The organism is Paenibacillus barcinonensis, from assembly GCF_003217495.1.
Classification (GTDB): Bacteria; Bacillota; Bacilli; order Paenibacillales; family Paenibacillaceae; genus Paenibacillus; species Paenibacillus barcinonensis.
Genome location: NZ_QJSW01000005.1, coordinates 322,702 through 342,094 on the forward strand (window position 1 = coordinate 322,702; position 19,393 = coordinate 342,094).

Consider the following 19,393-nt stretch of genomic DNA (forward strand, 5'->3'; position numbering starts at 1 on the left):
ACATTCGAGAATCCCGCTTCCTCCAGCGCAATCACGTTCGGGCAGGCAGAGACACCTGAGCCGCAGTAGACGATGATGGCATCATCTTTCCCCAGCTTCACGAACCGCTCCTCTAATGCCTCAACATCAGACCAGCGACCATCTGCACCAAGCACGTCTTTCCAAAAATAGTTCACGGCCCCCGGAACATGCCCAGCCTTGGCATCAATAGGTTCCTCCAGACCCGCATAGCGGCGGGCATCGCGGGAGTCGATGATCACAGCGCTGCCAGTGGTGGAAGCATGCTGTACATCCTCGACATGTGCCAGCATCTGTGGCTGCAGGTTCGCTTCAAACGAAGATGGAATCTGCACCGGCACATCCGTTGTTACCGGGAACTTGGCGTTCTGCCAAGCGGAGAAGCCCTCGTCCATAACATATACTTGCTCATGGCCCAGGTAGCGAAGCAGCCACCATAAGCGCGAGGCGTACAAGCCGCCTTGATCGTCGTAAGCAATGATCCGGCTATTGGAGCCGATGCCTGCTTTGGCAAGACGGCTTGCGAGTGCAGCCGGATCAGGGAGCGGATGACGCCCGCCATGCTCGGTTACGGGAGCGGACAGATCCTTTTCGAGATCAAGGTAGATCGCCCCTGGAATATGTCCGGCTTCGTAAGCCTCACGCCCGACTTCAGGCTGACCGAGCAGGAAGCGACAGTCTGCAATGACAACGTCCGGTTCGTACATTCTGGCGAGCAGCCAGCGCATGGATACAATATTTTTCATAACAACACACCGCCTTTATATGTAATGATTGTTTTTTTTACGAAATTCCTTCATAATTTCAGTTCTTGCACCGTCAGATTCTGAGGTTTGCAGGCTCCGACTTTTTGCAGTGTCCATTCCTTATTCCGAAGCGGATCAGCTTTTTTGGCAGCAACCATTATACCGTCTTGGGTTCAACAGAACCTGGAGCGGCGATGGGGGCATCGGCCGGAATAGACTGTGGTTTGGTTTTGCCATAACGAATGAAAATCCACACGCCGAACAGGATCACAACACCTGCTGACATTTGCAGCGTACTCAGCGACTCTCCCAGTAGCACCCACGCCAGCAAGGAAGAGAATACAGGCTCTCCAAGCACACCCATCGACACCGTCGTTGCATTCATATACTGTAGCAGCCAGTTAAAGAGATAGTGTCCAAAGATCGTAGGTACGATAGCGAGCAGCAGGAAGATACCCCATTCTGAAGCGGCATAACCGCCAAAAGCATGACCCATGAACAGATTGTAAACGGCAAACGTGCAGGCAGCAACAAGGAACACCCAGAAGTTATACGAAAAGGCACTGAGACCCGTCCGCAAAAATTGACCCAGAAGCATATGCACAGCTACCGCCATCGTGCCAAGCAAGGACAAAATATCCCCTCTCAGCGCAGTGCCTGCCACCTGGAAATCACCAGCACCGATGATAATGGACCCGAACAGCGCTATACCCATGCCGATCAGCATCATGCGGTTGATTTTGGCTTTGAACAGCCAGACCGAGCCGGCCAGAATCAGAATGGGCTCCAAGGCAAGGATGACGGTGGAGCTCGCCACACTGGTTAATCGCAATGATCCCATCCACAGCAGGAAGTGCAGGGCAAGCATGACACCGGAGGCGAGCAGTAAAGCCCATTGACGGAAATTCAACCGCATCATCTCATGCCTGTGAGGCCAGAGGAAAGGAAGCATAATCAGATTAGTTAAAAATAGACGATACATCGCAATGACCGCAACATCTGCGTCAGACCAGCGTACAAAAATAGAGGAGAATGAAATGGCAATAATGCCGACAAAAAATAACAAATAGATAGATTTGCCGGCACGGTTTATACTTGACATGGGTGTAACTCCTTCTTGAAAATAATATGACCTAAATCATCTTATTATACAGGAGAAGGTCACCACAGGGAAGATAGAAATAAACTGAAGGAAACCTAGGAAGTTTAGAGAGATTTTTGCCTGTAAAGACAGTTGAAATTACCTGATGAGCATCCATTAGAGAAACATGGAAAAGAGATAAGCAGATTGTAACCGAGCTTGTAACTATTCTGTCATTCTCAGGGCCCAGTTTTCTATTAATCTTCTATATAGAGACAATAGTCGAGATAATATTCCATTAATCGGGAAAAAATGAAAGTTAGGAAGTGGGCAGTACGTGAGAGCACAACAAGAAGCAACGAGAGAGTATGGAAATGCGATTCGCAGCATGAGCCGTAAGCAAACCCATAGACGAAGAAAAATCCGATACGGCAGGTTGAGTGTAGCTCTTATGCTTATAGCTCTGTTTGTTGCGGGTTTGACATATCTGTTCATCGGTATGACTCATTGGATTAAAACGGTAGCGGCCCCGCCCCCTATTGCCGTAATTGAGCAGCCCGCCAAGCTGGGCATGATTCAGGTTACACCTGAGGCAAAAGAGGAGCCTGCAAGATTTCTGGGGCAGGTTCGCAAGGTGGCGTACATAACATTTGATGACGGGCCGAGCATCTATACAGATCAATTGCTGGATATCTTGAAGCAGCACGAGGCAAAGGCAACCTTTTTCATGGTGGGACGTCAGTTGAATGAGCATCGGGATGCGGTGAAACGGTTGGTCAAGGAGGGCAGCTATCCTGGTCTTCACAGCATGACACATAACTATAAAAAGCTGTATAAGAGCGGAAGCTCAGCGAACTTTGTGAACGAGTTCAAAAAAGAGCAGCAGATGGTTGAGAAGCTGATCGGGTATACACCACATCTCATCCGTGCTCCATATGGAAGCAGTCCGCAGATCGGCGAAGGTTTCAGAGGGGATATCGCAGCTGCGGGATTCAAAATGTGGGATTGGACGACAGACTCACTGGACTGGAACCTGCCAGGTCAGCCGGATAAAATTGTAGCTCGGGTGAGCAACAGTGTGCACAGGGATAAAGAAGTTATTCTGATGCATGAACGGGAACAGACGGTACAGGCGTTGCCGCGTATTATGAAGCTGCTGGAGGAACGTGGCTACGAGTTTGAGGTGTATGATCCGAACGCACACTGGGTTGTCAACTTTAGCGGAGATACCCGTCTATAGTTCATTCGTGGATAGAGAGTAATGCAAGAGAGGGAGAACACATGCAAATTACGCGTCGAAAAATAATACTTGCAGCCTGCAGTCTGCTGCTGATGCTTCTGCTTAGTGGATGTGGAGAGCCACAGGAGCCAGCGGCGAATCAGGTGAATCGTTTGGTCCAGGGTGGTCAGCAGATTGATCAGAGTTTGAAGGCCATGACCAAGTATGAAGAAGAGGATATGGAATTATACAAGTCGATTTTAAGCAAAGGCAAAAGTAAAAACAGTAATATCGAACCGTTGCTGGATCAGGCTGAGGTTCACATCAAGGAACGAAGAGATCTGCTTCAGCAGACCGGGAAAGTGATGCAGGAGACAGCGGAGAAGACAGAAGCGCTGCGTCATTCGTTGAAGGAGCTTACCATCGAGAAGCCAGAAACACTCCTTCACGCGGGAAAAGTGCTTGATCAATACGAGGCCAGAGCCAAAACGTTCGAGCTGTTTGTTGCCTCTTACGAAAGCAGCCTGAGTGCAGAAGAAGAGCTGTACGGATTGATGAGAGCAAGTGCCAAGCCGAATCTGGTCAAAATTAAACGTGCCATTCGCACGCGTAATGAAGCGTATGCCAAGCTGGGTGAAGTACGCAAACAATTCAACCTGCAGACACAGGCGTTCAATGCTGCTCATGCTCAATTAGTCAAGCTGGATCAGGCGGGTTAAAGAGCCGACAGGCGAGGTGCGCTGTCCAATACCGTGTTTACGTGATTGATCTGCCTGCCTTTCGTGTAAGTACTAGTATGCAACGATTGTATGTTAGTTGGGCAGCAACATGGACAAGCAGCATTGCGTATAAGTTAACGGAGGTGTTCATATGCGAAAAGGGAACACAATAAAGGTCAGCACCACATTACTGGTACTGCTTATGGGGTTCTCGCTTGTGGCTTGCGGTAGCAGTGCACCTGCATTGCAGCCGCCTGTGAACAATACGGAGGAGTCATCACCAGCTACAGAGCCGCCGCAGGAAAGTGATGTCATTGAAGCAAGCGGGATTCTGACGGGCTGGGCAGACCCGCATACCGTTGAGATTCGGGTCAATGACAAAGCGATGTCCTTCCAAGTGGGAGAGGATATGCAGAAGTTAATGGACGATCTTGACGATGAGGATACGGTCCAGTTTAAATACGTAGAGAAAACAATCGACTCGTCGATCAAGCAACGGGTGCTTACCGAGATTACCAAGGTCGCATCTGCGGATGACGATAACCAAGGCTCGGGTACAGGAGAAGCTGTAACCTCTGACCGACCAGCAACGTCGAAACTCGAAGTAACGGTCGAAGGAATAACGGAGAAGAGACCAGTAACACTGGCGCAAGCCAAAGGATATTCTTTATATATTTTTGAGCCGATGGCGTTTGATGCAGAAGAGCATGAGTTAACGATGAAGATTGATCCGGCGTATAAAGTAGAGATGGAGAAGCTTTCTTCTGACTTCGATCTCGAGGAGTTGAAGATGGACGCCAGAAAAGAGCTTGCCAAGAACGGAGAGGTCAAGGAACTGACCGCTGAACAGCTTAGTAATGGTCCAATGAAAGATGCCAGACTGTTTATGATGTCTCAGAATGAGAAGAAAACGCAATATGTGATCGTCAAGGAACTGGACGGTAATGGATTCATTTTTCACATAGATGCACCAGTCGGTGAACCATCTGAAGGTTTCCTGCCTATGGTCTATGCATCAATCAACTCGATAATGAAATCATAGTTGAATTGATAGATGAGTGAACAAATAGATCAGTATAGTAACAAAGTCAGCGGCGCATCTCCTTGTAGTAGAGAGGGGATGTGCTTTTTGGTTTTGTTTGTCTTCAGGCTGATCGAAGTCAAAAAACCGGAAGGAACAGGATAAGGCATGGGTTCCTCCCGGCGTATGTCTATATTCATGTTATGCTGCTGGGTTGAGCCCCCATCCTGAACAGCAGGTTCAGGTGAGTGCAGTCTTTAGTTTGCTCCCCTGAAGTTCTTCATAACGGGTGATCACTTGCTGATGAACGGCATGCTCTTCGGGAATACCCATGCGTTCGTGGATAAAAGCAGAGAGGCCATCTTCACGAATGATGTGCTGCATCTTCATGGCTTCCTCGTCGCGTCTGTCATCAAATAACATCGCGGCCGCCATCGCAGAGGTTAAGTGAGGAATAGCAATTCCGAATTCACTGGCTTGCATCGCTGGACGAACAAGCCGGTCGTGAGGCGAGAGCTTGCGAAGTGGGGATCGTGCAACCCTGGTAACCTGATCGGTCAGATTCGGATTGGCAAATCGTCCTAGAATCGTTTCAATGTATTTCTGGTGCTTTTCACTGTCGAAACCGTGTTTGCGAATCAGCATGGCTCCAGTCTCTTCCATCACATGGCGCACTTTGGCACGAAGAGTCGAATTGCTCATGACCTGCCGAATCGTTTTAAAGCCTGCAATGTGACCCAAGTACGCGGCTACACAGTGGCCTGTGTTAACGGTAAACATCTTTCGTTCGATGTAGGGCTCAAGAGAGTCGACGTAATGAACCCCATGAATTTCTTTGAAGCCATCGAGCAGGGCGGGCCGGTGAACAACCCATTCATAAAAAGGCTCAACCGTTACTTGTAGCGGGTCCTCATGGTTTTGAGCCGGGACAATACGGTCCACAGCTGCATTGGGAAAGGAAATATAACGCTCGGCTTTAGCACGCGTGCGCTCATCCAGAAATGGATAGATGCGTTTCTTCAGCCTGGTGCTGCCGCCAATGGCGTTCTCACAAGCGATAATATGCAGTGGATTGTGATTATTGGCTTTCATACGGAGATAGATGCCTTTGGCAATAGGCTCGGCAATATCGCCAAGGGCTGACACGCCTACCGCCGTTGTGATCAGATCTGCAGAAGCGATCTCTTCCGCTACGCGATGCTGTTCACTTACGTTAATGGCGGTTACGTTGTTCACAATGGTTGTATCCTGTTGCTTGTTGGCGAGTGTAATTGGGTACTCCTGTCTTTGTTGAAGCATGGATATCTTCATCGGGTTACGTGCGACAAAGCAGACGTCATAATCGGAAGCGGACAACATATGACCGATAAATCCGCGGCCTATATTGCCCGCACCAAAATGTACAGCTTTCATGTGTGAACTCCCCCTTTAAGATTGGATAACGAAATTCGTTCGGACCTTAGACGGTGGTGACGAGTGGCTTCGAGATCAAATCGTTTAATTCGAGGTCGGTCAGGCAGGATAGCCGTTGGTGTGGCATATCGAATTCAAGTGTTCCTGTAATGGTGTTGGTAATGACAACACAATGCATACCCGCTGCGGCAGCCGCACGTGCGCCGTTCGGTGAGTCCTCAATTGCTACAGCTTCGGCGGCTTTGACTCCGAGTGCATCAAGTGCCTGATTGTACAATTCGGGATCTGGTTTCACATTGGCGACATCATCTGCCGTACGAATCACTTCAAAGTAATCTTTCAGTTTCAGTTGCTCCAGATGTTGCTCCACCCATTCACGCTTGGAACTGGAAGCAACGGCGAGTTTGAGTCCTGCTTCGCGTGCTTGCTCCAGATAAGTCTGAATCCCTGGGCGAATTTTCTCTTTGTTCATGAGCGCAGCATGCTGCAACTGAACGGATTCCCTGAACGCATCCCGATCAATCGGAAGATTCAAATCTGTGATGAGGTACTCATACGGATTAAACGTTTTGAGATTGGTGCCAATGCAGCCGGAGTACATCTCCAGCGTCAGATCAACACCATGTTCTTTGTATGCATCGCGAAATGCAACGTACCATGCTGTCTCTGTATCAATAATCGTTCCATCGAAGTCAAAAATCAGTGCCTTGATCATAAATCTGTTCCTCCTGTTTTCAGAATTTGTTTTTGGTTTTGAGAAAAACATTATTTTTGAAAATTTTCTGCAAGTCAATTCCCGTACATTCATTAACCTGCGGAATGTTATCTGACGCAAAAACCGCAAATAAAAATTAATTTGGGAAAAAATATGCGGTTAAGCTAATAAAACCGTAACACAAGACAAAGTTAAGGGTCAAGTATGTCATGATTATTAACATTGAAAAATTTCATATAAATGACTTGTTTTCAGAAAATTAAGAGGCTTACAAACCGTTAAGGGCTTTGCATGTAAGCGGTGTACAGAGTAAGTGGAGTTTTCAACGCGAAATATATTTAATTTTTTTGTGAAAATAAATGAGATTGGACCGTTCAACAGCTTTCGACACGTTTATAATAGAAGAAATGCATCTGCTTTTTGGAGCGCAAGCATGTACAGTAAAGCAAGCAAGGAGGGGAATCAATATGCTTCACAAGGATCGTTTTAATGGATGTCTCATGGGGCTTGCAGTGGGAGATGCACTGGGAACTACAGTTGAGTTCAGCAGTCCGGGTACCTTTGAGCCTGTTACAGATATGGTAGGCGGGGGTGTGTTTGGTTTAAAAGCAGGCCAATGGACTGATGATACCTCCATGGCCCTATGCTTGGCAGAAAGCCTGGTGCGTCAGCAGGGCTTCGATGCCGCTGATCAAATGCGCCGGTATACGAACTGGTACAAGGTTGGTTATATGAGCAGTACAGGTGAATGCTTTGATATCGGCGGGGCGACACGAAATGCGCTGGAGCGCTTTGTCCGAACCGGGGAACCCTATAGTGGTTCAAGTGATCCAATGACAGCGGGCAATGGTTCTATTATGCGGCTTGCCCCGGTGGCGATGGCTTATGCTCATCAACCCGCAGAGGCTGTTCGCTACGCCGGACTTAGCTCTCGAACCACACATGCTGCGCTGGAGAGTGTAGAAGCCTGTGAAGCGCTGGCGGCGATTCTTGTAGCAGGGTTTCGCGGAGCTGACAAGGCAGCCATGTTGTCCCCTGAGACGATGAAGCGCTGGCGGACGGAGCCGGGGATGTCTTTTTCACCTGCTATCGAAGAAGTGGTCATGGGATCGTATCAACGTAAAGAACCACCCGAGATTCAAGGCAGCGGTTATGTGGTTCGTTCTTTGGAAGCTGCACTGTGGGCATTCTACAAGTCATCCAGCTTTGAGGAAGGGGCACTGCTGGCAGTCAATCTGGGAGATGATGCGGATACCACCGGTGCAGTATATGGACAAATGGCAGGAGCGTATTACGGGCAAAGGGGCATTCCTGTGCACTGGCAGGACAAGCTGGCGATGAAAGAGGATTTTGAGCGTTTGAACGAAGCATTATGGACATCGGTAACACAATAGACACAAGAAAGAGACGGGAGAAGAGAAATCATCATGAGCAAGACAAAACACTCACTTCATTCTTCTGCGGGAACGCCGCCAGGAGATACGGGGCCATCATATGCTTCTGCATCGGGTAAAAAGAGGACATTCCCATTATCGCTGTTATGTTTGACGATAGGGGCATTTGCCATTGGCATGACAGAGTTCATCATTATGGGGCTGCTCCCCAATGTGGCGGAGGACTTGAATGTAAGTATTCCACAGGCCGGACAGCTCATTACGGGTTATGCGCTGGGCGTAGCTGTGGGTGCGCCAATTCTTACGGTGTTCACTCACAGGATTCCGCAGAAAAAACTACTGGTGCTGCTGATGTGTATTTTCATCATCGGTAATGCGTTATCTGTGATCGCTCCTACCTATGGGCTGCTGATCTCGGCACGTATTCTGACGGCATTTGCCCATGGTACATTTCTGGGTGTGGGTTCAATTCTGGCTACGAAGCTGGTCACACCGGATCGAAGGGCTGGTGCGGTGTCGGTTGTACTTGCAGGCCTGACCATTGCCAATATTATTGGTGTGCCTTTTGGTACATTTATCGGTCAACAGCTCGGCTGGAGATCTTCCTTTGGAGCGATCACGCTCCTTGGCATCATTTCACTGATAGGGATTATTCGATTTATTCCCGTCATTCCCCAAGGGCCACCGGCCAATCTGGGGCAACAGTTTCGCAATCTGATTCGGCCACAGGTACTACTTGTGCTGCTAATCGGGGCGATGGGGTGTGGCAGTTTGTTCACAGTGTTCACATATATTACACCGATGCTGGTGGATATTAGTGGATTTGCGGAGCAGAGTGTTACATGGATTCTGGTGCTGTTTGGCTTCGGGGTTACACTGGGCAATATGGTTGGCGGTCGTCTGGCAGACTGGAAGCTCATGCCCTCACTTATTGTTAACTTTGCCATTCTAGCAGTGCTGCTGGCGGTTTTAACGCTGACACTTCACAATCCGATTCTCGCAGTGACCACCATTTTCTTCTGGGGAGTTGCAGCCTTTGGTATTATGCCTGGACTCCAGGTTCGCATTATGAATATGACCCGCGAGGCCCCTTTGCTGGCGACAACATCAAGCCATTCTGCGTTTAATCTCGGGAATGCGGCCGGTGCTTATATCGGTGGTTTTGCTATAACGCACACGGGGCTAATCTCGGTTCCGCTCTATGCTGCTGTGATTGCCGGGCTAGGACTCCTTGGATTGTTATGGAGTCTGATCCTGCATGACAGGAGGGCTTCGTCTGACGGGGCAGATGCTGGACAGTCCATAGTGGCGCGCTAAATTACAATGGATGTAGTCATGTCATATGAGATAAACCTCAGCCCCTTGTTGCGTACAAGGAAGCTGAGGTTTTCTTGCTTGCTGCGCAAATTTTAATAGATTTCAAGCTCATTGATCCGAACATAGGTCGGCTGATGAGAAGGTCCTCGGCTGGCGACTACACGTACCTTAGAGGTGTCAACGGATGCAAAGGTATGTGATCGCGTTAACTCCTGATTGCCGGTAACCTGAACCAGATTCACCCAGCTTGAACCATTCCAGTATTGCAGCTCATAGTTGGCAAGCGGATAACCTTTGGTCGTGTACAGATCAATACGTGAGATGGAGCTGGGTGCCGGCAGGTCAAGCACAACATATTGGGGTAAGGAGGAATTCCGATTATTTGCCCAGCTATAGTTCTCTCCAAGAGCTGTGTTACGGTCGCCGTCATTAATTCGTGCTGCGGAATAACCCGGATAGGTCGAGGATACCGTAATGGTAGCATTTCTCGCCAGATTCTGACCTGTTCCCGGATTGGTCGGATTTTTCACCAGCCTTACGAGATTCCATCGCAGTTCGAAAAGCTTGAACGACTTATTAAATACAGCACCTTCTCCTTTCACAAGGGCATCAATGGTCAGAGACATCGTACTTGGCACACTGTTGCTGCTTGTCCACTTCCCTGTGGCTTCAATACCTGCAAATACACTGACCTCTAATATTTTTTTGCCTGCAATTTTCAGACTGACCTCGGCTTTGGCTCCTGCCCAGGCTGTGATTTGTCCTTCAATTTTATGAGTGACAGTAAGGTAGCGGTTCACACTGCTGTATGGCTGGATTTTCACAGGAATATAGGCACGTGTTTTACCTTTGACACCTAGAGTGACGGTGTACCCCTGATCCACCTGGAATTCAAATGTGACATTGCCATCCACCCCGATGACCAGGAACACGCCAACGGATACAGACCCGAGACTGCTTGCGCCAATGTTGAAGCCCATGATCGGTACTTTGACTTCTTTTTTGAATTTGGCATCACCCTTGATGTAGATGTTAGCCTTCTCGCCTGCAGTAAATTTCAGATCATATTTTCCCCAGAAGCCGTATTTTCCCGTCACTTTGGGTGTGATCAAGGTAAGCTTGCCGCCTGCTTCAACATAAACCTTGTTACCGTTTGCATTTTGTTGATTGACAAGCACTTTTTTGAAATCACAGACAAACTCGTTACCGGATTTTTTGCAATTGGCAAAATCACCTGCTCCAGCGGCACGAACAAGGTCATCCATATCTATGGAGTTAGCCAGATTTGGGTCGAGGGAAGCCACGCTGTCGTTACTCTGATGAATTAAGCCCTCGTTGTTCTCCTTGGTAGCTACATCCTGGAGCTCTGTATCCATAGGCTCGGCCATCGTAAACGTTGCATCGGTAGGCAGTTCAGCGTCGAAGGTGTTGTTATCTTGCTGCACGGTGTTGTCTATGTTGAAATGTTTGATTGCTTGTTCCTCATCGGTGTTCATATCGGATAAAACGCTTGCCTCATCCTTGATCCATTCGCTGCTTTCCAGTACCATGTCGGAATCAGGCATAACGATGTTGCGCTCTTCTAAAGAAACTTCTTGCTCGGGAATATCATAATAATCAAACAGCTCATCCGCACCAGGCGTGGTGTAATCCACGCGTATTCCATCAGAATTTGTGCTGGTGCCCGCAACCTTGATTGCTCGGGCTGAGGATTCATCCAGAAAAATCTGACCGGGCGAAAGCAGCTTGCCAAGCTGTGCGGCTTCTCGAGAATTAAGATCAATGTAGCCCTTTTCTTCAACTGTTTCAAAAACAGCATTAAAGGCGGGCAGCCTTTTCGTAATAAAAGAAGGCATAGGTTGAGTCGGCTTTAATTGATAATCGACTTGTTCAAACTGTCCTGAAGATGTAAACGGGTTGCTGATCGCCAGTCCGTCTTCCGAAACATAAAATGAAATGCGGAAGTAGGCTTCGGTAACGGGGGTATCCACGTTGGTTTTACCCGCCCAGATCCAGCGTGCACTTGTATCTTCCGGCATACCTTCGATTTGTTTCCAAGGTTCAATGCCGTAACGCCCGAAGTCAGAAGCACGGGCCCATGATGTGTCATCAAACCTTGGTTGCTCCCAGCCTTCAATGTATCGTTCAGATGCTTTCCAGTTGAAGTCAGTAACGAGATTTTCATCATTGTAAACGAGATCTGCCAGAAGGCCGGCATATACGCCGAAATCTTTAGCTTGCACAGCAATGACATTGGTACCCGGCTGGACCGGAACAGGGAACGTATAGGTCTTGGTCCAATCTTCCCCTTTCCCTATCTGCTTACCGTTTACATAGAGTGAAAATTCGTTGTCAGCCGTTATATATATTTTACCCTCGTTGTTAGATGCAGAATATGCATTGGACGGCCATAGGCCTACAAGTAGTGGAAGCAATAATGTGATAACTAAAAATGATGCCCATGTTTTTTGAATCGACGATCGAAGTTTGTACACGATCCTTTCCCTCCCAGAAAATAGATAGTTTGCAAAACGGTAAAACGTGTCGTCGGTTCATGGTGAGAAACATGTTCCAAAGAAGAATATGCGAGGATATTGAATTTTTAGTAGGCACACCCCCTCATTTCAGATTATAATAAGGTAAAATATTCAATTTAACAACATTATTTTACAATTTAGGAATGTGAAACTGGTAGAATGTATATTATTTATATCGAAAATCGTTTAAATATAGTTGCTAAAAATGGATAAATAAGTTTAAATATACTATATAAGTAACTGTATAGAGGGCTTTCGTTGTTAATCCTGTCATGTGCCAAGCGTGCTGTATAAGGGACGGAAGGGAGGTGGTGGATTTATTTGTAAGGGTTTTCATGACAGAAGTATTGCTAAAGTTTAACCAAATTGAGAGGAGAAATTGAAAATGAAAAAACGTCGTATCTCTATCCTTTTAAGTCTTTCGATGGTTGTAGCAATGTTAGCCCCAACGATGGCATCTGCCACGGAATTCAGCGATCTTTCTGCTCAGAACACCGCATATGAATCTGCCAATGCATCCAACAACGGGGTAAATAATACTCTGAATTCAACTCCGGTTGTACCTGCGCCTCCTGGTTATGATGGCTATCGGAATAACATCCCTCATGGCAACACCAATCTGATTACGTATTATTCTACGACGGTTGGCAATGCACGGAAGGCAATGGTGTACACGCCGCCTGGATATTCGCCAAACAAAAAATATAATGTGCTGTACCTGTTGCATGGTATTGGCGGTGATGAATACGAGTGGGTTAACGCAATGAAGCCGAAGAATATTCTGGACAACCTGTATTCCGAAGGTAAGCTGGCCGATATGATTGTTGTTATGCCGAATGGTCGGGCAATGAAGGATGACCGTCCGGTAGGAGACATTTTTGCTCCGGACAAGGTTGCTGCGTTTGAACGGTTCGAGAAGGATTTGTTGAAGGATCTTATTCCTCATATTGAGGCAAACTATCCGGTGTACAAGGATCGGAACAGCCGCGCATTAGCGGGTCTTTCCATGGGCGGCGGTCAGTCCCTCAACTTTGGATTGACGAACCTTGATACGTTCGCCTGGGTGGGTGCTTTCTCTGCCGCTCCAAATACGAAGCCTGCGAACCAGTTGATCACTAATCCTGCACAGGCAGCAAGCAAGCTGAAATTGCTTTGGGTCTCCTGTGGGGCAAGTGATGGACTGCTGTGGGTCAGCCAGAACTTTAAAAATAGTCTCAGCAGCATGAACGTTCCGCACATTTGGTATCAGGATGTAGGCGCACATGAGCCGTCTGTTTGGAACAGCGGATTGTACCAGTTCTCTCAGCGAATTTTCAAATAATGGCCCCTTTCCATCCAAAAGTAATCATCCATTGATCAGCTCTGACACAAAAGAGAAACGCTGGATGAGCACAAGCCTCAGTTCTGTCCTGTACAGAATCTGGGGCTTTGTGTATTTTTAAAGATAGACCGTATCGTACCAGAGGCACAGCATTAGAAACGTTACATCAGAACCATTTCGTGAAAGAGGGGAATATGGTGATATATTATAAAGGGGCATTTCGGGAGACCGATAATGTCATTTATTTTAAAAGTGAGGTTACACTGGCTGCAAATGATGTCATTTTGTTTGGCGAGAGGAAATACTTTATTGAAAGTGTAGAAAACGGATTTCTGCTACTGCAGCGGGTAGGCTCGATCCATACGGTAAGTGTGTAGAAGGAGGATTCATAGCGTGCTTGAAGAGGATATTCGAATTATGAAAAGCAGGGAAGCCATTGTACAAGCGATGGATACGTTGCTTAAACAAAAGCCATTCCGAAAAATTACGGTAAATGATATATGCCGGACTGCTGTCGTGGGACGCACGACGTTCTATGCACATTTTGAGGATAAATATAAGCTGATTTCCTACATAATGCAGCAAGAGGCGCGAATGCTGGAAGAGATCATTTTGAACTCCCCGCCAGAGGAAGTGATTCTGGAGGTTCTGCTTGATATTCGTGACAATAAAAAGCTGTATGTTAATCTTTTTGTAGAAGAAGTACCAGAAGAGCTGAAGCAATTGCTGCAGCGGACATTTAACCTTTTTTTCACCAATATCCTTCATGTATGCAGGGAGGAGGGGGTAGTGTTAGCCAGCGAGAGCCTGCCACCTCTGGTCGCTTATTATACGTCCGGTGTTGTTGGCATGTTGATGTGGTGGTTTGAAACCGATTTTGCCATGCCTGCGGAGGAACTAGTCTCGTGCCTTTCCAAGCTGCTCGGGTTTCTATGGGAAGAATGAGAAGTCCGTTATCTGCTTGAACTGGAGTTCAGAGCCAATGAATGTCCGTTAGCGAACACGATGCAGCAAAGTGTTCGTTAACGGACATTCTGCGTATAACTGTGTATTACCGGATGCCCTGATTAAAGGTTAAGATTTAAACAAATACCGCATAGCGAACAATCAGGGGGTAACACATATGATGAAATACAGAAAACCAAGAGTAGACGAGCTGAAAGTTGTAGCAAGACTAAATGCGGAGTCATTCGCAGATTATCCATTGTGTGATGAAATCCGGGGCGAGTTTAACGATCAAGCCAGCTTTGTTGAATTTTTGACTGAAGTCTTTCAGGTGTATATTGGCGCCTATTATAAAAAAAGTGTCGTTTTCATTGGAGAAGAGGACAATCAAATTAAAAGTGTTGCCATTCTGGATCGCCCGGATAGTAGAGAAATTGGATTGTTGGACTATTTCGGTGCGGGGGCGTTCAGACTATTCAAGACCGTCAGCATCATTAAAGTATATAAATTTTTGAAAATCCTCAATGAAGGCCATGAGCCTAGTAAAGGTGCGAAAAAGGGAGCCTGGTTCCTGGAATCGCTGGCTGTAGATAACTCATGCAGGGGACAAAGACTGGGAAGCCGAATGCTCACGGATTGTATTATTCCGTATATCAAAAGAGAGAGCAAAGGCGATACGTTAGCCTCATTTGTGACATTTACGAATAGTGAACTCAATCGCAGCTTCTATACGAAGAATGGATTCACGGAGTTTGACTATACCACCATTGAACGTAATGGGAAAACGATCGGCAACTGGAGTTTCAAAATGTCGGTTGCTCCAGCTAAAGTTAAACTACAAGTACCTTCAAGTACAAGGGTCTACGCGTAAGCAGCCTCTACTCTAATATGAAGCCGAAACGATGAGCAGGGTGAGCGGGTAGACAGGATGGGCCGATCTGAAAAAAAAGAACTCCCCCTCATCAGATGTATTTTTTGTGTCCGTTTGTTTATTTTGCTGCAGATTGAAATGTACGTGCACTTCTGGGCCCCTGCCCACATACAATAGATCGACCCTGTTCCCTTATGTGCTCAGGCCAGATCGTTGTAAAACTGCAGGAGGTGTCATCTGTGCCCGGATTGTTTACCGCAATAGCCCTGTTCATTAAAGAGTTAACGTTACTCGTTTCGTATGTCAAAAACAATGCGTTTCCCCAGCCACTCGCTGAGGATGACGAAGCCAAACACCTGCGCCTCATGGCAGAAGGCAATGCCCACTCGCGCAATCTGCTCATTGAACACAATCTGCGTCTTGTGGCGCATATCGTCAAGAAGTTTGACAATACCGGCGAAGATCAGGAGGACCTGATTTCGATTGGAACGATTGGTTTGATCAAAGCCATCGAAAGCTTCCAGCAAGGCAAAGGCACAAAGCTGGCCACATTTGCCGCGAGATGTATTGAAAACGAAATTCTGATGCACCTGCGTTCCCTGAAGAAAACACGTAAGGACGTGTCCTTGCATGACCCGATTGGCACGGATAAAGAGGGCAATGAAATAACACCCACATCATAGACGTGGGTGTAGATATACTTCAAAGTCCGCCCCTTGCTGGGGTTTTTCTTTTTTATAGACGACTTTATGCAATACGGATTTTAACAGCTTATTACGTTTGACTGGATCGTCTGTTTCATAATATGACTTGACCACAGACTCGGCAATGGGAATTACATTATGCTGAGCCTTCTGTTTTCTTTGCTCCAGACTGATCTCTTGTATAGTTCGTTCAATTGCCTGTTCGGCTGCTGAAATGCGCTGAGACAAGCTTTGTGATCGTTCAAGGAAAACATCCTCTGTATATATGCCTCGCTCCAGAAAATCATAAAGCCGTTCTTTCTGAGCTTCTAATTCCTTCATCTCTTTCTCAAGAGCATCCAGTGCCGTTTTCCTGAAATCAATGGATTCATCGGGTGCTTTCTTTTCCCGCTTACTCCATTTTACCTTATAATCGGCAAGCCATTCCTTCAAGCCTTCAATGATCTTGGCTTCGACCATCTTATATTGACTGCTCCGAGTGTTGCAAGAAGGGGTATTGCAGCGTAAGTGTGCGGGCTGACTCGTATAAGGGCGATAGACCATCGTCATACCACAGTTCTCACATTTCACCAGGCCCGCCAAAGCCGTTGTTATTTTTGGCTTCCCATTTTCGTCGAGCTGATAGGGTGCATGGTAGCTACCCGAGATCCGTTCTTGAGCTTTGGCAAAGGTGACCTCATCAATAATAGCTTCGTGCTTCCCTTGCACACTGATCCAATCTTGGGTATCACGCGTGCGCACAGTTCGTCGTTTGCCGGGTTCTGTACTTTTCTTTGTCTGCTTCTTTTTCCATTGTATCTTGCCGGTATAGACAGCGTTCTTGAGTATGTTTAATACCGTAGAAGGAATCCAGTCTTTTCCCGTTGCAGAAGGGATTTTCAGGGCGTTCAGAGCAGTGGCAATCTTGCTGGAACCTTTCTGATGCTCGGGATCGGAATGCACGTACCATTCAAATATTTGTCTGACAATAGGCGCCTGAACAGGATGGGGCTTCAATGTTCTACCGTTTGTTATATCTTCAATCTCGTAACCATAAGGCGGGCGTGTTCCAAGATAATTGCCTTCTTCCACGGATCGCACACGTCCCCCTTGCATCCGCCGTGTGATGATCTTGAGCTCTTTACGTGCCATAAAAGCTTCAAACTCACTGTACTCCTCGTCAAATTCATCATGCAGATCATACGTCTTTCGAGGGGTTATGATTTTGGTATCGGCATTTCGAAAAGTCTCCAGTATCAAGCCTTGTTCTTGCATGTTACCGCGTCCGAAACGGTCAATATCCATGACCAGGACGGCATCATACAGTTTGGCTTCCACGTCTTTCAACAATTTGAGCATTTGAGGGCGGTGGACCAAGCTTTCCCCGCTCACAATTTCCTCATAGATTTCTATGATATTCGCGCCAACGTACCGAGCGTGCTTCAGGAGCGCTTTTCTGTGCTTGGCTAAGGTTTCACCTTCTCCACGGCGTTCTGCTTCTTCATCTGCACGGGATTTTCTAAGATAAATGGCAGCTTTCATTTGTACCTCCTGTAAGTCTTGTTCCTATATAGTTTACTGTATGTTGGCTCGTTTCACGACTATATCAATCCACAAAAAAAGAAAAGCCCCGAAGGGCTTCTTGTTATTATGAATTATCATCTAACCATTGATTAGCCCAGATGTGAGCTCCGCCAGCTGCTAGTGCAAAGAGAACAGATAATACAACACTTGCAGCTGTGCTATCGAACCAATGGCCAATTATCCAACCTACATAACCACAGGCTAATGATAATAAAACTAAAATTAATATTCGCAGCGGTTTAATCATTAAAGCGATCATAGTAACTACAATTGCTCCTCCAAATACCCACCAAGACGTATAATAAATACCCAGAACAACTGAAATGATGAATATTTCAGTAAAAAGCCATGTTACTCCATTGTCACTTTCTTTAGCTTCATTAACACCTTTTCTTATCTCATTTTTCAAATAGACTACCTCCCTTGGGGTTATTCTGATGAAACTGCAACTTCTAAATATCCAGATGAAAAGGGATTAGCATCATTATTGACTGGCTGTTTCACTTTTCGCATAGCAAGACTTTCTCTGTATTGTTCTGCATCTGCGTTTCTTATAAATTCGGCAGTATTATCATGATTTTTTAATACAACATCTTCAATCTCTTTTAGAGTAACACGGAAAAACTCTCTTCTTGAATTGACTAGATTAAGTTTGCGATCATCAAAGGCTCTATGCAAAGTTGCTTCTAATTTCGGGGCATCGTTTGAAAATATCATTGCATGCACGTCGAAATTAAACGGAACTGAAGCGTCTCCTAACTCGTGGACTCTATCGTACGGATCAAGACGGCGAGTCATGCCAATCTTGTAAACATTCTCTCCGAAGGAACCAATATTTGAAATTACATAAACATATCCGGCGCGTTGGTTTGCTTCGCGATAATCTATATCAGCAGTTTGCTTTTCAATTTCAGTAAGACTCTCTGATAATTCAGAGATCTTAGCTCTTAAAAGGGCAGCTTCGGCTTCATCGGAGCAATTTTCTAGTTGTTTTTCAACTTTTTGAAGCGCGTTTGAGTAATGCTTTCGCTCTTTCTCAATGTTTTTTCTTAAATCTTCTATTTCTTTTTGGAGTTTGGCTTCTTCTCGCATTTGTTCGCGGATTTGCTTCTGTTCTTCTTTCTCTTGTTGTTTTTTCTCTTTATATTCATGGGCTAGATAAAGCTCTAAGAACTTCAATTTGAGATAGTATTCAGAAATACAAACTTGCATTATTTTTCCCAGTTTATTTAAAGTATCAAACGAACTATTAATACGTTTTTCGCAGATTTGTATATTGTTGAATTTTACATTGCTGATACAGGAATCACACTCATTATTGAAAGAGCGTAATACAATTTTAACCATATCATTAACCATTTTTTTGCCCTGAGCTTTACTATTATTTACTGACCAATCTGTACTACCTACGCATGCAGTTCCATTCTTTATCATTTCTTTCTGTTCGTTTCTTATTAACTCCAATTTTTCTTTGTAGATAGCGCTATTTTGGAAGTCATATCTAGGTTCGTATAATGAAAATGATTCTAGGAGTATTTGATCATCCATAGCAAGTAGAGAGTTTTTCTTTTCTTCATAAATTCTTTGAATTGATGATAAGTGTTCTTCATAATCCATAATCGTAGTATGTAAACTTTCTTTTTCTTGGGACAATTTTCTGATTTCTTTCTGAATTTCTATCAACTGAACGTGCTCAGGACGAAGCAAATCTTTTAAAGAGTTGTTTTCTTCTTGAGTAATTCGAAGTTCCTCTTTTATTTTTTTTAATCTGAATACATCAAAAATGCTCATAATAGATCTCCTTATTAT

17 protein-coding genes and 1 pseudogene are annotated in these 19,393 nt (G+C 45.9%); 10 read left to right on the forward strand and 8 right to left on the reverse strand.

The window, feature by feature from the left end; genetic code table 11:
- Together DFQ00_RS10720 and DFQ00_RS10725 are read right to left on the reverse strand one after the other, a co-directional pair.
- Positions 1 to 764: sulfurtransferase (locus DFQ00_RS10720; protein WP_110896563.1), on the reverse strand; the 764-nt coding region annotated here is incomplete at its 3' end.
- A gap of 157 nt (positions 765 to 921) precedes the next feature.
- On the reverse strand, positions 922 to 1,866 hold the full coding sequence (locus DFQ00_RS10725; protein WP_110896466.1) for a DMT family transporter: 945 nt from the start codon (positions 1,864 to 1,866) through the stop codon (positions 922 to 924).
- 316 nt (positions 1,867 to 2,182) lie between these two features.
- Here DFQ00_RS10725 and DFQ00_RS10730 point away from each other — a divergent pair, with 316 nt between their 5' ends.
- The 3 genes from DFQ00_RS10730 (at position 2,183) to DFQ00_RS10740 (ending at position 4,825) form a co-directional block, all read left to right on the forward strand.
- Entirely contained in the window at positions 2,183 to 3,085 is a 903-nt protein-coding gene (locus tag DFQ00_RS10730; protein WP_244213776.1) for a polysaccharide deacetylase family protein, read from the forward strand.
- A gap of 41 nt (positions 3,086 to 3,126) precedes the next feature.
- The gene (locus DFQ00_RS10735) at positions 3,127 to 3,783 is read left to right on the forward strand and encodes a YkyA family protein (protein ID WP_110896467.1); all 657 of its coding nucleotides are present in this window, start codon (positions 3,127 to 3,129) and stop codon (positions 3,781 to 3,783) included.
- A gap of 151 nt (positions 3,784 to 3,934) precedes the next feature.
- Positions 3,935 to 4,825 carry a hypothetical protein gene (locus DFQ00_RS10740; RefSeq protein WP_110896468.1) on the forward strand — a complete coding sequence of 297 codons (891 nt, stop codon included), beginning with the start codon at positions 3,935 to 3,937 and terminating at the stop codon, positions 4,823 to 4,825.
- Between the two features lie 219 nt (positions 4,826 to 5,044).
- Here the strand turns inward: DFQ00_RS10740 and DFQ00_RS10745 are convergent, their stop codons facing one another.
- Together DFQ00_RS10745 and DFQ00_RS10750 are read right to left on the reverse strand one after the other, a co-directional pair.
- The gene (locus DFQ00_RS10745) at positions 5,045 to 6,217 is read right to left on the reverse strand and encodes a mannitol-1-phosphate 5-dehydrogenase (RefSeq protein ID WP_110896469.1); all 1,173 of its coding nucleotides are present in this window, start codon (positions 6,215 to 6,217) and stop codon (positions 5,045 to 5,047) included.
- 46 nt (positions 6,218 to 6,263) lie between these two features.
- A complete protein-coding gene (locus tag DFQ00_RS10750; protein WP_110896470.1) occupies positions 6,264 to 6,932 on the reverse strand; it encodes an HAD family hydrolase in 669 nt (222 codons plus the stop codon).
- Between the two features lie 467 nt (positions 6,933 to 7,399).
- On the opposite strand from DFQ00_RS10750, the gene DFQ00_RS10755 reads away from it, so the two are divergent.
- Both DFQ00_RS10755 and DFQ00_RS10760 read left to right on the forward strand, forming a co-directional pair.
- Positions 7,400 to 8,326: an ADP-ribosylglycohydrolase family protein gene (locus DFQ00_RS10755; RefSeq protein WP_110896471.1), complete on the forward strand. Its 927-nt coding sequence runs from the start codon at positions 7,400 to 7,402 to the stop codon at positions 8,324 to 8,326.
- A gap of 33 nt (positions 8,327 to 8,359) precedes the next feature.
- Positions 8,360 to 9,643 (forward strand): MFS transporter, encoded by a 1,284-nt coding sequence (locus tag DFQ00_RS10760; protein WP_244213777.1) that lies wholly within the window; start codon positions 8,360 to 8,362, stop codon positions 9,641 to 9,643.
- 92 nt (positions 9,644 to 9,735) lie between these two features.
- On the opposite strand, the gene DFQ00_RS10765 is transcribed toward DFQ00_RS10760, so the two are convergent.
- Positions 9,736 to 12,138 carry a galactose-binding domain-containing protein gene (locus DFQ00_RS10765; RefSeq protein ID WP_110896472.1) on the reverse strand — a complete coding sequence of 801 codons (2,403 nt, stop codon included), beginning with the start codon at positions 12,136 to 12,138 and terminating at the stop codon, positions 9,736 to 9,738.
- A 427-nt stretch (positions 12,139 to 12,565) separates the two neighbouring features.
- Between DFQ00_RS10765 and DFQ00_RS10770 the strand changes: the two genes are divergently transcribed.
- The 5 genes and pseudogenes from DFQ00_RS10770 to sigK form a co-directional block, all read left to right on the forward strand.
- Complete coding sequence (locus DFQ00_RS10770; RefSeq protein ID WP_110896473.1) at positions 12,566 to 13,501, forward strand: alpha/beta hydrolase; 936 nt, start codon at positions 12,566 to 12,568, stop codon at positions 13,499 to 13,501.
- A 194-nt stretch (positions 13,502 to 13,695) separates the two neighbouring features.
- Positions 13,696 to 13,878: a hypothetical protein gene (locus DFQ00_RS10775; protein ID WP_244213778.1), complete on the forward strand. Its 183-nt coding sequence runs from the start codon at positions 13,696 to 13,698 to the stop codon at positions 13,876 to 13,878.
- A gap of 16 nt (positions 13,879 to 13,894) precedes the next feature.
- Positions 13,895 to 14,446 carry a TetR/AcrR family transcriptional regulator gene (locus DFQ00_RS10780; protein WP_110896474.1) on the forward strand — a complete coding sequence of 184 codons (552 nt, stop codon included), beginning with the start codon at positions 13,895 to 13,897 and terminating at the stop codon, positions 14,444 to 14,446.
- A gap of 178 nt (positions 14,447 to 14,624) precedes the next feature.
- Positions 14,625 to 15,317 (forward strand): GNAT family N-acetyltransferase, encoded by a 693-nt coding sequence (locus DFQ00_RS10785; protein WP_110896475.1) that lies wholly within the window; start codon positions 14,625 to 14,627, stop codon positions 15,315 to 15,317.
- 239 nt (positions 15,318 to 15,556) lie between these two features.
- Positions 15,557 to 15,988 (forward strand): annotated as a pseudogene (sigK, locus tag DFQ00_RS10790) (RNA polymerase sporulation sigma factor SigK); the annotation flags it as partial.
- A gap of 6 nt (positions 15,989 to 15,994) precedes the next feature.
- Here sigK and DFQ00_RS10795 read toward each other — a convergent pair.
- From DFQ00_RS10795 to DFQ00_RS10805, 3 genes are all read right to left on the reverse strand, one after another.
- Positions 15,995 to 17,542 (reverse strand): recombinase family protein, encoded by a 1,548-nt coding sequence (locus DFQ00_RS10795; protein ID WP_110896476.1) that lies wholly within the window; start codon positions 17,540 to 17,542, stop codon positions 15,995 to 15,997.
- A 106-nt stretch (positions 17,543 to 17,648) separates the two neighbouring features.
- Positions 17,649 to 17,993, reverse strand: coding sequence for a hypothetical protein (locus tag DFQ00_RS10800; RefSeq protein ID WP_110896477.1), 345 nt, complete (start codon positions 17,991 to 17,993; stop codon positions 17,649 to 17,651).
- A gap of 20 nt (positions 17,994 to 18,013) precedes the next feature.
- Positions 18,014 to 19,375, reverse strand: coding sequence for an SNIPE associated domain-containing protein (locus DFQ00_RS10805; protein WP_110896478.1), 1,362 nt, complete (start codon positions 19,373 to 19,375; stop codon positions 18,014 to 18,016).
- Between the last annotated feature and the right edge of the window lie 18 nt (positions 19,376 to 19,393).

Excerpts from the sequence above, each read along its gene's own strand:
- DFQ00_RS10725 (WP_110896466.1), bottom strand. The coding sequence starts at position 1,866 with ATGTCAAGTATAAACCGTGCCGGCAAATCTATCTATTTGTTATTTTTT.
- DFQ00_RS10735 (WP_110896467.1), top strand. The coding sequence starts at position 3,127 with ATGCAAATTACGCGTCGAAAAATAATACTTGCAGCCTGCAGTCTGCTG.
- DFQ00_RS10740 (WP_110896468.1), top strand. The coding sequence starts at position 3,935 with ATGCGAAAAGGGAACACAATAAAGGTCAGCACCACATTACTGGTACTG.
- DFQ00_RS10745 (WP_110896469.1), bottom strand. The coding sequence starts at position 6,217 with ATGAAAGCTGTACATTTTGGTGCGGGCAATATAGGCCGCGGATTTATC.
- DFQ00_RS10750 (WP_110896470.1), bottom strand. The coding sequence starts at position 6,932 with ATGATCAAGGCACTGATTTTTGACTTCGATGGAACGATTATTGATACA.
- DFQ00_RS10755 (WP_110896471.1), top strand. The coding sequence starts at position 7,400 with ATGCTTCACAAGGATCGTTTTAATGGATGTCTCATGGGGCTTGCAGTG.
- DFQ00_RS10760 (WP_244213777.1), top strand. The coding sequence starts at position 8,360 with ATGAGCAAGACAAAACACTCACTTCATTCTTCTGCGGGAACGCCGCCA.
- DFQ00_RS10770 (WP_110896473.1), top strand. The coding sequence starts at position 12,566 with ATGAAAAAACGTCGTATCTCTATCCTTTTAAGTCTTTCGATGGTTGTA.
- DFQ00_RS10775 (WP_244213778.1), top strand. The coding sequence starts at position 13,696 with ATGGTGATATATTATAAAGGGGCATTTCGGGAGACCGATAATGTCATT.
- DFQ00_RS10785 (WP_110896475.1), top strand. The coding sequence starts at position 14,625 with ATGATGAAATACAGAAAACCAAGAGTAGACGAGCTGAAAGTTGTAGCA.
- DFQ00_RS10795 (WP_110896476.1), bottom strand. The coding sequence starts at position 17,542 with ATGAAAGCTGCCATTTATCTTAGAAAATCCCGTGCAGATGAAGAAGCA.
- DFQ00_RS10805 (WP_110896478.1), bottom strand. The coding sequence starts at position 19,375 with ATGAGCATTTTTGATGTATTCAGATTAAAAAAAATAAAAGAGGAACTT.